11 protein-coding genes and 1 pseudogene are annotated in these 14305 nt (G+C 46.8%); 6 read left to right on the top strand and 6 right to left on the bottom strand.

Going from position 1 to position 14305, the window contains the following annotated elements; all coding sequences use genetic code 11:
* Window positions 1–246: 246 nt before the first annotated feature.
* From ppdK to AC0YN7_RS28835, 3 genes and pseudogenes are all read right to left on the bottom strand, one after another.
* Entirely contained in the window at window positions 247–2916 is a 2670-nt protein-coding gene (gene ppdK / locus AC0YN7_RS28845; RefSeq protein WP_475813456.1) for a pyruvate, phosphate dikinase, read from the bottom strand.
* A gap of 139 nt (window positions 2917–3055) precedes the next feature.
* A complete protein-coding gene (gap, locus tag AC0YN7_RS28840; protein WP_475813455.1) occupies window positions 3056–4102 on the bottom strand; it encodes a type I glyceraldehyde-3-phosphate dehydrogenase in 1047 nt (348 codons plus the stop codon).
* 288 nt (window positions 4103–4390) lie between these two features.
* Window positions 4391–4583, bottom strand: a pseudogene (locus AC0YN7_RS28835) (IS5/IS1182 family transposase); the annotation flags it as partial.
* 573 nt (window positions 4584–5156) lie between these two features.
* Here AC0YN7_RS28835 and AC0YN7_RS28830 point away from each other — a divergent pair.
* The 5 genes from AC0YN7_RS28830 (at window position 5157) to AC0YN7_RS28810 (ending at window position 9677) form a co-directional block, all read left to right on the top strand.
* Window positions 5157–6263 carry an alanine racemase gene (locus tag AC0YN7_RS28830; RefSeq protein ID WP_475813454.1) on the top strand — a complete coding sequence of 369 codons (1107 nt, stop codon included), beginning with the start codon at window positions 5157–5159 and terminating at the stop codon, window positions 6261–6263.
* Between the two features lie 32 nt (window positions 6264–6295).
* Window positions 6296–6682, top strand: a complete 387-nt coding sequence (locus AC0YN7_RS28825) for a RidA family protein (protein WP_475813453.1) — start codon at window positions 6296–6298, stop codon at window positions 6680–6682.
* Between the two features lie 33 nt (window positions 6683–6715).
* Window positions 6716–8032 (top strand): M20 family metallopeptidase, encoded by a 1317-nt coding sequence (locus AC0YN7_RS28820; protein ID WP_475813458.1) that lies wholly within the window; start codon window positions 6716–6718, stop codon window positions 8030–8032.
* A 91-nt stretch (window positions 8033–8123) separates the two neighbouring features.
* Window positions 8124–8882, top strand: coding sequence for an SDR family NAD(P)-dependent oxidoreductase (locus AC0YN7_RS28815; RefSeq protein WP_475813452.1), 759 nt, complete (start codon window positions 8124–8126; stop codon window positions 8880–8882).
* A gap of 15 nt (window positions 8883–8897) precedes the next feature.
* Window positions 8898–9677: an IclR family transcriptional regulator gene (locus AC0YN7_RS28810; protein ID WP_475813451.1), complete on the top strand. Its 780-nt coding sequence runs from the start codon at window positions 8898–8900 to the stop codon at window positions 9675–9677.
* 326 nt (window positions 9678–10003) lie between these two features.
* On the opposite strand, the gene prmC is transcribed toward AC0YN7_RS28810, so the two are convergent.
* From prmC to ychF, 3 genes are all read right to left on the bottom strand, one after another.
* Window positions 10004–10996: a peptide chain release factor N(5)-glutamine methyltransferase gene (gene prmC / locus AC0YN7_RS28805; protein WP_475813450.1), complete on the bottom strand. Its 993-nt coding sequence runs from the start codon at window positions 10994–10996 to the stop codon at window positions 10004–10006.
* A gap of 332 nt (window positions 10997–11328) precedes the next feature.
* Window positions 11329–12399: a peptide chain release factor 1 gene (gene prfA / locus AC0YN7_RS28800; protein WP_475813449.1), complete on the bottom strand. Its 1071-nt coding sequence runs from the start codon at window positions 12397–12399 to the stop codon at window positions 11329–11331.
* Between the two features lie 203 nt (window positions 12400–12602).
* Window positions 12603–13703 (bottom strand): redox-regulated ATPase YchF, encoded by a 1101-nt coding sequence (gene ychF / locus AC0YN7_RS28795; protein WP_475813448.1) that lies wholly within the window; start codon window positions 13701–13703, stop codon window positions 12603–12605.
* 362 nt (window positions 13704–14065) lie between these two features.
* Here ychF and AC0YN7_RS28790 point away from each other — a divergent pair, with 362 nt between their 5' ends.
* Window positions 14066–14209 carry a hypothetical protein gene (locus tag AC0YN7_RS28790; RefSeq protein WP_475813447.1) on the top strand — a complete coding sequence of 48 codons (144 nt, stop codon included), beginning with the start codon at window positions 14066–14068 and terminating at the stop codon, window positions 14207–14209.
* Window positions 14210–14305 lie beyond the last annotated feature (96 nt).

Here is a 14305-nt window from a genome sequence, read left to right as displayed (position 1 = left end):
ACACCACCTGAAATTAATAATTTAATTATATAGGAAAACAGGATACCCTTCCTCGTAAAAATCGAGGAAGGGTATCCTGTTTATAAGATATAGACTTTTTCAGTGGCCTCATAAAGTATCGGTGTCATCTTCAGCCTAGAGCTAATGTAAATTCTTTTATCGCATCGCATCGCCTCACGACGGATCGTGTCCTCTAAAGACACAGTGACGATGCTCGGGTAGCGGGCAACCGATCCGATTAATGGATCACACTGCTTTTACTTCCACCTGCTTCTCTACCTGTCCATTATTTTCAATCGCGGCTTGAGCGGCGGCAATTCTAGCCATCGGAATCCGATATGGGGAACAGCTGACATAATCCAATCCGGTTTGGTGACAGAAAGCGATGGAATCCTTATCCCCACCATGCTCTCCGCAAATTCCTGTTTTTAGTGATGGCTTCAAAGAGCGTCCTGCTGTCACAGCAAGATCGATTAATTGGCCTACCCCTTCAGAGTCAAGCACTTGAAACGGATTATGAGGCAGAAGTTTTTTGTCCAGGTAATGTGATAAAAATTTACCCTCCGCGTCATCCCTGCTGTAGCCAAAAGTCATTTGCGTCAAATCATTTGTACCAAAAGAGAAAAAGTCTGCATGAGCTGCGATTTGCTTAGCCGTTAGGGCGGCACGCGGCACTTCGATCATAGTTCCAACCTTATACTTGCATTCTCTTTTTTTATCCGCGCTGAGCACTTGTTCGGCCACTTCATCAACGAGTTCCCTCAATATCTTCAGCTCGCTCGCATCGCCGACAAGGGGGATCATAATTTCCGGATGTACAAAAATTCCCCTATCCATACATGCGGATGCTGCTCTGAAAATGGCTTCGATTTGCATATCGTAGATTTCCGGGTAAACGATACCTAATCTACAGCCCCTATGACCAAGCATCGGATTGGATTCATGTAGGGCATTAACTTTGCGGATCATTTGCTGCAGCTGTACTCTTTCCTCGTCTGTATCCGCACTTTGAAGCTTATGCTGCAGCTCGTTCAGATTGGGCAGGAATTCGTGTAAAGGCGGATCGAGAAGCCGAACGGTAACAGGAAGTCCATCCATAGCTTTAAAAATCCCCTCGAAATCGAACTGCTGCATGGGCAAAAGCTGATCCAGCGCTGTCTTGCGCTCCTCTAGCGTATCGGCCATAATCATTCTCTGCATCACCGCCAAACGAGATGGAGCGAAGAACATATGCTCCGTCCGGCACAACCCGATTCCCTCTGCTCCAAAGCCACGCGCTATTTCCGCGTCTTCTGGATTATCAGCATTAGCGTAAACACGTAATTTGCGGATTTGATCGGCCCATTGCAGAATCTCGAGAAGCTCATTCGTTACGGTTGCCTCTTTTAGAGGGATGGCGCCTTGGATAACCCTTCCGCTCACCCCATCCAATGTAATCCAGTCTCCCTCTTCAATGATTCGTTCACCTGCAATCATCCGCTTTGCTTGCATATCAATATGCACACCTTCACAACCGCACACACAAGGCTTACCCATTCCTCGCGCCACGACCGCAGCGTGACTAGTCATTCCTCCGCGGCTAGTAAGTACACCCTCAGCTGCAAGTACGCCATGAATATCTTCTGGAGTCGTTTCAGAGCGAACCAAAATCACCCTTTTACCCGATTTATTCCACTCATCTGCGGTATCCGCATCAAACGCGACGACACCGATCGCGGCTCCCGGGGAAGCCGGTAGTCCTACTGCTATCACGTCAGTAATTGCACTTTCGTCGATCCCCCTGTGCAGCAGCTGGTCGAGATGGGAAATTTCAATTCTTTGCAAGGCGTCCTCACGGCTAATCACGCCTTCCGATACGAGGTCGACGGCAATTTTTAATGCCGCTTGAGCATTACGTTTTCCATTTCTAGTTTGAAGCACGTACAACTTCCCATTCTCAACCGTGAACTCTATATCCTGCATATCCTTGTAATGCAATTCCAATTGCTTGCACACTCGCTCAAGCTGGTCATACATTTCCGGCAGTATGTCTTTTAGTGTTGCAATGGTTTGTGGGGTTCTCACACCTGCAACTACATCTTCGCCTTGAGCATTGATGAGATATTCACCGAACATAGCATTGTCACCAGACGATGGGTTCCTTGTAAATACGACTCCAGTACCGCAATCTTCCCCCTTGTTGCCAAATACCATGCTTTGCACATTGACAGCAGTTCCTTGTTCGTCAGGAATACGATTGATTTTACGGTATACTTGCGCTCTATGATTATGCCATGATTTGAAAACTGCTTTCACAGCTAGTGCAAGCTGATCATGCACATCTTGCGGGAAATCAACTCCTGAATACACCTTTACGCACTTTTTGTATTCCGAAATGAGCTGCAGCCAACCCTCAGCCGTAACCTCTTGATCCTGCAATATGCCGAGATTTTTTTTCAATCGATTCAAGAGGCGCTCGAATTGAAAGGACTCAATGCCCATAACGACACTGCCGAACATCTGAATCAACCGTCGGTAACAATCATAAGCGAAACGATCATTACCGGTTAATGCCGCTAATCCTTCTACCGTCTCGTCGTTTAAACCCAAATTTAAAATCGTGTCCATCATACCAGGCATAGAGGTTACAGATCCCGATCGAACAGATATTAGGAGCGGATGAGACGGGTCGCCAAACTTTTGACCCTTCTCACTTTCGAGCTGCTTCAAACCAAGATTAATTTGCACTTGAAGATCGTCTGTTATTCGATTTCCAGAATGAAAGAAAGCGTGACATGCATCGGTCGTGATGGTGAAACCAGGAGGAACGGGCAGACCTGTACGAGTCATTTCCGCTAAGTTCGCACCTTTACCTCCCAGTAAAGCTTTCATTTTCGCATTTCCTTCGGTAAAAGAATATACCATTTTCATTGTCATTTTATATCGCCCTCCTTAGTTTTACCTAAGCATTCCTCATTATTGCAAATTACATAAAACTTTTTTAGACGGTTCGTCGGCAGGGTATATAAAACCTCATTGCATATCTTACAAATGACCATTCCTAACTCATTTTTGGTTACGCCATCTTGATTACGCATTTTTCTCCCCCTTTTAGATGCCGCCTTTCATCTTCCGCGATCAAACGAGTGACATCGATGACCCGACTGGCATATGCCCATTCATTGTCATACCAAGCTAATAATTTCACCTGATCCTCTTGTATCATGATGCTTAGCCCATCAACTACAGCCGATTTATCATTACCGATATAATCCGAAGAAACCAAAGGCAGCTCGTTATAACCGACGTATGCGCCGAGCTCTCCAGTAATCGCTGTTTGAATGGCTTTCTTTACATCTGTAACCTGTACAGGGCTCTTTAAAACAAGCTGTAAATCCAATAAAGAGACATCTTGAGTCGGAACGCGTACAGAAATTCCTTTCATATGCGGAGCAAGCCCAGGAAGTACGTCGATTAAAGCCTTACTCACTCCCGTAGAAGTTGGAATGATGGAACTTGTACAGGAACGCGCACGACGCAAATCCTTATGTGGATTGTCCATATGATTCTGATCGTTGGTATAGGCGTGTACAGAAGTCATCCATCCCTGTTTCACACCGAAAGCATGATCCATAATATTTAGAACCGGTGCCAAACAGTTGGTTGTGCACGAGGCAGCCGATAGCAATCGATGCCTTGACGGATCGTACAGCTTCTCATTGACCCCCATTACGATTGTCAAATCTACATCTTTTCCTGGCGATGTTAAAAGCACCCTTCGAGCTCCGGATAACAAATGTTTTTCCATCGCAAGACGGTCGGTAAATTTTCCAGTCGAGTCGATGACGAGTTGGGCGCCATACTCATTCCAAGGAATTAAACTTGGATCTCTCTCCGATACGATGGATATTCGATTGCCGTTGATCACTAATTGGTCTTTATTGATCTCGATGTCTGCATCCCATTTGCCATGAACAGAATCGTATTGAAGTAAATGTGCCAATGTATGAATCGAACAAGTCGTGTTAATGACAGTCAATTCAAAATTTCTTGACTTTAGCGACAATGCTTTACGAATACATAACCTGCCTATTCGTCCTGTTCCACTAAGACCAACTCGCAATCGCTTTTCCTCCTCTGTATATGTTATGTACTAATTATATTTATGAGTCATAAATAATGCAATAGGTAACTTTATTCAATATTTATGACTCATATTAGACCAATAAAATGAATTATGCTTAATAATGTGACGATTCCTGTCCATAAACACAAAAAAAGAGTCGCCCTCGTGAGGAGGCCACTGAAGAACCCGTGTATTAATTTTGTGAATCGAATTTATATTAAAATAGGCTGTTTACCATTCTATTCTGAATGGTAAGCAGCCTATTTTTCTTCTTCTCTATCTCTTTTACTTCATAAGTGTCAATATTCTTTTGAGATTAACAGCGAATATGGCCATCGCCCAAGCATGTGCATGCCAATCAAACCCGAGGAAGATGCCACATCATACTGTGTCTATATTTTAGTTCGCTAAGCTCTGTTCATTTGATGCTTATCGAATACGATTTTGTCATTGATCCTTCTTTATAACATCCCGCTTTGGTGATTTCTAATTGAATCGTGCTTTCGTGTGCGTATTTCAACGCATATAAATGGGATAGATCCGCATGTAGAATGGATATCGTACATTCAAACAGCTTATATTCCCATGTTTCAATGTGTTTGAATGGAAAAGATACAATCAAATAGGTTGTTTGAATCTCTTTATCTGCGTAACAGGCGATTAGCTTGTATGAAATACAGTCTTGGACAAATACAACGTTTTTGAAGTGTAGTTGGTTGTATAAAATACAGTCAAATACGACAACAGAAGAGAAAAGTAGAGTAGAGTAGGCTGATCTCATTTTCTGTCAAACGCTGATTTTTAGGTTGAGCCATACTTAAACATACAAATGGGAGGCACTGCATTTCGGCCGTTTTTGTTAAAACAATATTGGTCCAGCTTGATTGATGAACAAACGTTATGCGATCAGGCGACGGATTTATTACGGTTAACGTAAACGCTCAAATATAAACTTTTTTATTTACAAATTTTAGTCCGTCAGTTACCATTCAATTATTGAAACATTGGTTTTGTTAGATAAAACCTATCATGCGAGAGGAGGCTGCTAAACGTGCAACAAAATCGACAACCGTGGGCGTCTCTAGAAACCCCCACAGTACTGATAGACCTTGATACTTTAGATCGAAACCTAAGGCATACCGCGGAATTGGCGCGCCAGGCCGGTGTAAAGCTGCGACCGCATTTCAAAACGCATAAAAGCATTTGGATTGCCAAAGAGCAGATTCGTTATGGCGCATGCGGGATCACAGTTGCCAAGCTTGGGGAGGCTGAAGTGTTAGCGGAAGCAGGTATCACCGACTTTCTCATCGCTTTTCCGATCGTAGGCGAGGCGAAGCTAAAAAGATTGGCGCGGCTTATGGAGCGCGCCAACATCATCGTCAGTACCGATAACGTACAGGTAGCACAAGGACTCTCACTCTTAGGACACTCGATCGGCAAGAACGTTAAGCTGTATATCGACGTTAATACCGGGCTGAACCGCTGCGGGAAAGAGCCAGGCGAAGAAACGGTCCAGCTCGTTCAAGAAATCGCAGCACTCCCTTATGTTCATGTAGTCGGGTTGATGACGCACGGTGGATTTGCCTATGGAAAAAAGTCGCAGGAGCAAGTACGAGATGCAGCCAAAATTGAAGCGGAAGGCCTTGTCCGCACCAAACATCTTCTCGAGCAATTAGGAATTTCTATCGAAGAAATCAGCGTCGGCTCCACGCCTACTTCCAAGTTTATTGGCGAAATTGACGGCGTAACCGAAATTCGTCCGGGAGCGTACGTATTCGGTGATATTTCTCAGCTCGCTATTGGTGTGATCGCCACTGAAGAATGTGCCATGCACGTCTTAGCCACAGTCGTCAGTACCCCGAGAAAGGGAACCGTGATCATCGATGCTGGTTCCAAAACATTCAGCAGCGACGTTAGTACACACATGCCCGGATATGGCATTTCACGCGATTACCCGGGCGTTTATGTGGAGCGGCTGAGCGAGGAGCACGGAATTGTACATGTGCCAGATGGAGTCCAATTTGAAATCGGCGACCAGCTGGTATTCCTGCCCAATCACTGCTGTACAACGACGAACCTCCACGATGAGCTGCAAGGAGTTCGTGGAGTGCAGATAGATCGTAAAATTAGCGTCGATGCACGCGGCAAGATTCGTTAACTATTCAATGAGATCGAAAGGATGATTATTTTATGTCAAAAGCTATCCATGTTGAGAATGCACCACAATTTCCACTACCCTTCTCTCACGCCATCCGTTCCGGCGATTTTGTGTATGTGTCAGGTCAAGTGGGCGTTGACCCCGTAACGAGAGAGGTTGTAGGAGATACAATCGAAGCGCAAACCCGGCAGTGCCTGCGTAATATTGAAATCATACTGGAGAAGACAGGGCTTACTCTTGACCATGTCATTAAATCAAATGCTTATGTCAGTCGAACCGAAGACTTCCCAGGTTACAACAAAACATACGCCGAAGTGTTCAACTCCCCTTATCCGGCTAGAACGACAGCACCGGTTGATTTGGGCGCTTATTTGGTAGAGATCGACGTTGTTGCATATGCTCCCGCCAAGCGGGAATAAATTGGCTGGTGAGGGAGAGATCAGACATTGCGAATGAGCCGAGAGGAACTATCACTATCGATTAATCGGTGGATGAAGGAAAATGAGTCGGAAGCACTTGCACTTGCTTCTAAGCTGGTGCAAATTGAAAGCGTCAACCATCCTCCAACCGGCAATGAAGCAAAATATCAGCGGTTCTTCGCAGAATGGATGCGATCGCAGGAAGCCGAAGTGGATCAGTATGAGCTTTCCGAGGTGCCGAGCTTACGAGAACATCCTGCCTATATGAATACTCGCAGCTATGACAATCGACCCAATGTTGTCGGACGATTTTTCGGCAGCGGTCAGGGGCGATCCTTAATGTTCTCCGGGCATGCCGATACCGTCTATGAAGGAACTGAAGTGTGGACCCATCCTCCCTTCTCCGGGACAGTCGATTCCGGCAAACTGTATGGTCGAGGATCGTACGATATGAAAGGCGGCATGGCTGCTGCGTTGATGGCGGTCAAATGTTTGCAAGAGCTCAACATTCCGATAGCGGGAAATGTGTACGTCGAAAGCGTTGTGGATGAGGAGCACGGAGGTGCCAACGGCACTCTGGCAGGGCGGCTTCGCGGACCAAATCCGGACATGGCTATCATTCCGGAGCCTTCAAACATGAAGCTTTATCCTGCTCATCTCGGAGGTGGTATCTGGAAAGCCACCTTCACCGGTCGCAGCGGAATCGGCTTCGCTGGTGAAGAACTGGTGAGTGCACTTGAAGCAACGATCGATTTCGCAAACCTTCTTCGTGCTTATGATGCCTACCGTAAAGAAAATTTGGAGGCACCGGTATGGTGGAATGGCGCTCGGAAAGCGGAAGTGACCCTGCTAACGATTATTTCCGGAGACGTGAATCGCGAGCTGCAAGAGAAGCTTCCTGCAACCGGAGAAGTGAATTTCTGGATTGAAGGCTATCCGGGAATGACCGGCGATGAGATTATCGCGGATCTATGGACCTTTTACGAAACTCAGCTTTCTAAATATCCGCTGCTGCAAAAGTGCAAACCGCAGATTCGACCCTTAATCCGCTATTTGTCCTCCAGTGAAATGAAGACAGACGACAAGACCGCACAGTTTCTGGAGCTGACTGCGGCTTGCGGCGCTAAAGCTCTCGGCTTTTCCCCCGAGCCTCCAACAGGGGCGCCCTTTGCTTGCGATGGTTTTATGTTTAACTTGTACAGCAACACGCCGGCATTAGTGCTTGGTCCAAGCGGCGGCAACGCGCATGCGGCAGATGAATATCTCGATATCGCGTCATATACTACTCTGATTCGATGGTATGCTGAAATGATTATTGATTGGTGCGGGATCTTAGATGAAGACGTGTAAGTTGGTCATTCGCACGAACCAATAAACGAACACGTACAAAGCAATAAAAGCACACGCACAAACCAATAAACGAAACAAGGAGGTTTATAGGTTGAGACTGTTACATAAAGTCGTGCTCGTGACTGGTGGTTCTCAAGGAATAGGCCGGGCAATCGCCATCCGGTTTGCAGCTGAAGGCGCGAAAGTCGCTGTTGCCGGTCTCGACAAAAAAGCCCTTGAAGATACTGCTGCTTATATAACTAACCTTGGAGGCCAAGCGATCGCGATCGAAGCGGATATACGGTACCGAGCAGATGTGGATCGCATGGTCGAGTGCACCTTGTGTGAATGGGGACAGATCGATGCTCTCGTGAACAACGCGGGTGTCAACCGCACCACTTCTTTCCTTGAAATCACTGAAGAGGATTGGGATTGGCATATGGATATTAACCTAAAGGGAACCTTCCTCGTCTCCCAACGCGTTGCCAAAGAGATGGCCAAGCAAGAGAACGGCGGCTCGATCATCCAAATGTCGAGCGTGAACGGTCTCTCAGCCGAAGCAGATCAAGCCCATTACAATGCGTCCAAAGGAGGCATTAATTTACTGGCGATGTCGATGGCAGTGGATTTGGCACCGTACGGCATTCGTGTAAACTCCCTTTGCCCCGGGTTTATCGAGACGCAGTTGACGAAGCCGCTTATTGACAATCCTCCTGCCATTGCAGAATACTTGAAATCAATACCTATGAAGCGCGTGGGTCAGCCGGAAGAGATCGCTTCGGCTGCTTTGTTCATGGCTAGCGACGAATCGCGGTACATGACTGGACACTGCATGGTCATTGACGGAGGTCAACTCATTAAACTCTCTTAGTTGGGAAGTGTAACATTGGAGAAAGACAAGCAGGATCGTTATTCGATCCACTCAATCGAGAAAGCATTGGATGTATTCGAGGTTCTATCCGTTCACGATTCATTGAGCTTGATAGAACTGGCAGAACTGGTTAACCAACCGAAATCGTCGTTATACCGAATCATCCAGACATTAGAAAAACGCGGATTCATTGCCCGCAGTGAAGAAGACGGCAAATACTGCTTGGGGTACAAGCAGCTGATCATAACGAAAAACCTGCTCGAGCGAAGCTCTTTACGCAATGCGGCTATAACGGAAATGAACAAGCTGGTCGAAAAATACGGCGATACGGTCAACCTTTGCGTACTTATGGAGCAAGAAATTTTGTATGTAGAGATCATTGAGGGAACCTATGCTCTTCGGATGTCGGACAAGGTCGGCTCTAAATCCCCTTTCCACGCTACCGCAACAGGCAAAGTAATTGCCGCGTTTCTCCAGGAAGATCAAGTAAGGGATATGATTACAGCAAAAGGCCTCCCTCGGCTGACACCTAACACCATTACCGAAGAAAGCTCATTCTTTAAAGAACTGGCACAAATAAGTGAACAAGGCTTTGCGGTTGATATGGAGGAAATAACGCAAGGAGCACGGTGCATCAGCGCTCCTATTTTTGACATGTTTGGCCACGTCGCAGGTGCAATCAGCATATCCGGAGCCGTTCACCGCTTTCCGAAGGAACAGCTCCCCGAGATCGCTGCATCCGTAGTGGAAGCCGGCCGTGTCATTTCGCAAAAGCTAGGGTATCTCTCTGTGTAGTGAGTAGAGTGAACAAGCGTAAACGGCCGTCGCCGTCCTCTGGCGGTAATAGCTCGTTTCGCGGTGAAATATAGGCATGAATATTAGAGTGAAACTTATACTTTCCTATATTTTAAGAAGAAACGACTTCGTCGTCCTTGTATAAGGACGCTCGGTTTCGCGTAAACATATAGGCATAAGTATAAGAGTGAAACTTATACTTTCCTATATTTTAAGAAGAAACGACTTCGTCGTCCTTGTATAAGGACGCTCGGTTTCACGTAAAAATATAGGCATGAGTATAAGAGCGAAACTTATACTTTCCTATATTTTGAAAAACGCAGCCTCTAATGAGGCTGCGACTGTGTTGCGATAACGTGACGCTCAATGCCGGCGTAGTCACTAATGATGCGGATGTCATCCCACGTATTCATGCTTCGCATTAGCTCCGCAACAATGCACGGCTGGCCGATGCCAAGCTCAAAAGCTACAATGCGCGGCATTTGTGCGAGCAGCGTAAGCTGCTCAAGCATGCGGCGGTACGGCACAAGCCCGTCCGCCCCGCCATCCAGCGCGAGATGCGGCTCAAAGTCGCGCACCTCGCGCTGTAGGTCTAGCATATCCGCCGCCGGTATATACGGCGGATTTGATACGAGCACGTCGATGCGTACGCCGACGTGCGAGGCAGTGCCTTGTTCGTGCCGGGGCAAGAACGGCACGAGCAGGTCGCCCTGCACGAATGTGATCCGGTCCGCCGCTTCATGGCGGACCGCGTTCGTGCGGGCGACTGCCAGCGCGTCCGGCGATAGATCGGACGCGCATACGCGCCAAGCGTGACGCTGCGAAGCTAGCGTCACGGCGATGGCGCCGCTGCCTGTGCCGACGTCTACAACCGTCGGCACCATCCCTTTGCTGTCACCAAACTCGACAGCTCTATCTCGCCCTCCAACATCCCCGCTAGCGGATGGCCAGAGTCGATCCGCGGCCTCCAGTACCGCTTCAACGAGCAGCTCTGTTTCGGGACGCGGAATAAGCACAGCCGGCGACACTGCAAATGGGCGACCGTAAAACCACTGCTCGCCGATCATATACTGTACCGGCTCCCCCATCGCCTTGCGTCGCACAAGCTGCTCCCACTCTTCCATTTTGTCGGCCGGAAATGGCTCATTGCCGTCACGCAGCAGTATAGCCCGATCGATGTCGAGCACGTGCATTAGCAACAGCTCCGCATTATTGCGCGGCTCTTCCACAGCCTCCGCCTGTAACATCGAAGTCGCTCGCATGCAGGCCTCCCTAATCGTTAGCGGCCACGCAAACTGCCCATCCTTTAACCCACTCATTCAATCAGCGCTCCATTCCGTCCCTTTATCATATTTCCACACAACAAGACTCTAGCAATTAAATAAACTAATATCCAATATCCGACATCCAACATCCAGCCCTCAACACGACCGATCTCCAATTCCAATGATTTCCTCAGCTTCACCCCTAAGGAATGCCCGCATTATGTGCCCAATCACAACAAAGCGCCGGATCACTGCTTGTGTATAGCAAGCAGCGGCCCAGCGCAATATTTTAAATTATAAGTCTTTATAAGTTTCACACTTATAATAGGCTTATAATTCACCGCGAAACGAGCTTTGCCGCCAAGGACGGCGACAGTCGTTTACGCTTAATTCATTTCACGTTCCATAAGATCAGCTTGCTCAGCAATTGTTAGCGATGAAATAATTTCCGAAATATCGCCGTTCATTACCGAATCAAGCTTATGAAGCGTCAAGCCGATCCGATGATCCGTAACACGGCTTTGCGGGAAATTGTACGTACGAATACGTTCACTGCGATCTCCCGTTCCAACCTTGCTCTTCCGTTCGCCAGCATACTTCGCTTCTTCCTCTTGACGGCGAATATCCGATATACGGGCACGAAGCACTCCGAGAGCCTTCGCTTTATTCTCATTTTGTGACTTGCCATCCTGACAAGTCGCCATGATACCTGTAGGCACGTGCAATACCCGAACGGCCGACTTCGTCGTATTAACGGATTGACCGCCCGCTCCACTAGAACAGAACGTATCGACACGAATATCTTTATCGAGAATTTCAATCTCAACATCTTCAACTTCCGGCATAACCGCTACTGTCGATGTTGATGTGTGAATTCGTCCGCCCGACTCCGTTACCGGAATACGCTGCACACGATGTGCACCGCTTTCGAACTTCAACTTGCTGTAAGCACCTTTGCCTTGTACCATGAAAATAACCTCTTTAAAGCCACCAACATCATTTTCACTAAAGTCCATCAGCTCAACGCGCCAGCCCTGTGTATCCGCAAATTTCGTATACATACGATATAGCTCATACGCGAACAAAGCAGCTTCATCGCCACCTGCAGCACCGCGAATTTCAACGATAACGTTCTTATCATCATTCGGGTCCTTCGGCAGCAAAACAATGCGAATTTGCTCATCAAGCTCAGCTTGACGCTGGCTCAATTCATCAATTTCCATCTTCACCATTTCGCGCATTTCTTCATCAAGCTTCTCCGCTTGCATCAGCTTAGCATCATCAAGCTGTTCTGTTACTTGTTTATATTCCGTAAAGGCATCATATGCCTCTTGTAAATCCGACTGTTCCTTGGAAAGCTCTCTGAGACGCTTGGGATCACTTGATACATCTGGATCACACAAAAGCTCACTAAGCTTCTCATACCGGTCTGCGAGCGCTTGTAAACGGTCAAACACGATCATTCACCTCTGTTATTCCATTAGGATAATTTATTATATCATATTAGCGTCGTTGTATCGACAGCTGGTTTCGATTTACAGCTCTAACCTCTACTCTTCATATGCCAATAATGTTCCGTTTGCCACAAGCTTCTATTCAGCAACAAAGCCCCGCAAGCGCACAAATATGCACTTCCAGGGCTATAGAATTACTCGGTCATTTAAACGTTAAAACGGAAATGGATAACGTCGCCGTCACGAACGACATAGTCTTTGCCTTCAAGACGAACTTGCCCCTTCTCACGAGCAGCTCCCATATTGCCAGCTGCTGAAAGATCATCAAAGGATACAACCTCCGCACGAATAAACCCGCGCTCGAAATCAGTATGGATAACACCGGCAGCTTGTGGAGCTTTTGTTCCGCCGCGAATCGTCCACGCCCGAACTTCCTGCACACCGGCAGTAAAATACGTATATAGACCAAGAAGCTTATACGCAGCGCTGATCAAACGATTCAAACCGGACTCTGACATCCCAAGCTCTTCAATGAACATTGCTTTGTCCTCGCCCTCAAGTTCAGCGATTTCCGCTTCTACCTTTGCGCTGATCGGCACTACTTCCGCACCTTCAGCTGAAGCAAATTCACGTACTTTTTGGACGTATTCATTAGCATCGGAATTGGAAACCTCTTCTTCACTCACGTTTGCTGCATACAATACCGGCTTCATTGTAAGCAAATGCAAATCACGAACAAGCAGCTTCTCATCGTCGCTTAGCTCTAAGCTTCGAGCAGGCAAATCGTTGTACAAAGCTTCTTTAATGCGCTCCAGCACTTCTATTTCTTGGGCAACCTTTTTGTCGCCGCCCTTTAGGTTTTTTCGTGAACGTTCAATTTTTTTGTCTACGGAATCAATATCAGCCAAGATTAGCTCCAAATTAATCGTTTGGATATCGCTGATCGGATCAACTTTACCGGAAACATGCGTAATGTTCTCATCTTGAAAGCAACGTACAACATGGACAATAGCGTCCACCTCACGGATATGTGCCAAAAACTTGTTGCCTAGGCCCTCACCTTTGCTTGCACCTGCAACCAGTCCCGCAATATCAACAAATTCAAAAGCCGTTGGAACTATACTTTTTGGAACAACAAGCTCAACCAGCCTATTTAGACGCTCGTCAGGCACCTCAACAACGCCGACGTTCGGATCAATTGTACAAAATGGATAGTTAGCAGACTCTGCGCCCGCTTGCGTTATCGCGTTAAACAATGTCGACTTACCGACATTAGGAAGACCTACAATCCCTGCTTTCAATGCCATGCTATAAGACACCCCTATTTTCCCGAAAGTAAACAACTCCAGCTATTATACCCTAGCAACCCCCACATTGAAAGCATTAAGGATAACAGTTTGCATTTTTAATCTAACTTCTAGCCCTCATTATGTTCATTCAATGAGACGCCTCCTGCTTCATGTATCGTTTATTTGCCTCGCCAACATTATCCCTATAAAATTCCCACTTTTGCTTCCTTCCTTTCAAGAAGCAACTTAGAATGGTTTGCACTTCTACGGAAATACTACACAGGAACAGGCTTTGGTTTATGTTCTCGCGTAACAACGTAAATCAGGCACAGCCTTACGATGCTGTTTTGCACACGAACAATAATTCAGGAGGTTTTCATATGGAAAATCAATCCCACAAGGGCAATTACAAAGGGACTACTAACATGAAGGCAAAAAACCAGGACATGGCATTCGTCAACGATACAATTGAGGATGCCAAATCGGTCACAAACTACTCCACAAAAAAGAAAAAAACCGACTAGCCCTAAGCCCGGCTTCTTCCCTAAGAAATGTCTAGCATGTGGATGCTATAGCGTTGACACCGGGCATAGTAATATTAGTCGCTGCACCCTTCCTTG

Source organism: Paenibacillus sp. J31R122 (assembly GCF_056269185.1).
Note: the sequence above shows the minus strand (reverse complement) of the source record. Positions and strands in the feature narration are given on the sequence as shown.